Origin of the sequence: Fulvivirga aurantia, from assembly GCF_009711475.1 — a bacterium.
Lineage (GTDB): Bacteria > Bacteroidota > Bacteroidia > Cytophagales > Cyclobacteriaceae > Fulvivirga > Fulvivirga aurantia.
Genome location: NZ_SMMD01000074.1, coordinates 1 through 383, shown reverse-complemented (window position 1 = coordinate 383; position 383 = coordinate 1). Strand labels below are relative to the sequence as shown.

Sequence of the window (383 nt, the reverse complement as noted above, 5' to 3'; positions counted from 1 at the left end):
CAACCTTATCTGAGAACGTGTCATCACCTACCAACGAACCGGATGTTATCTGGTAAGAGAGGGTTGGGTCAGTTTCTCCATAGATTTTTTCCTGATTATCAGCAGTTACTTCAACGGGGGCATTTGTGTGTTGACTGGTATTAATCGGAGATGGTTTGTGTATTTTATTTTCTCAGATCTTCAATTGGCAAATTATCAATTTTACTCAACAATTGAGCCTTCAGTTTATTTATTCTGCTCTCTTTCTCAGTCTCCAACATCTCCACACGCTTCCTATCGATAAAGAGACACAGATAGTATGCTTCGGGATTTTTTTATGGCCAGGTAACAAATTAGCGTTTATATTTTTTCTGCAAAAGTGAGGTAATAACCATTTACATCTC

General features: G+C 37.9%; 1 protein-coding gene. It reads right to left on the bottom strand.

All coding sequences use genetic code 11. The annotated features are described in order from the left end of the window. Positions 1–145: MBG domain-containing protein (locus tag E1176_RS21430; RefSeq protein ID WP_425482537.1), on the bottom strand; the 145-nt coding region annotated here is incomplete at its 3' end. Positions 146–383: the final 238 nt, after the last annotated feature.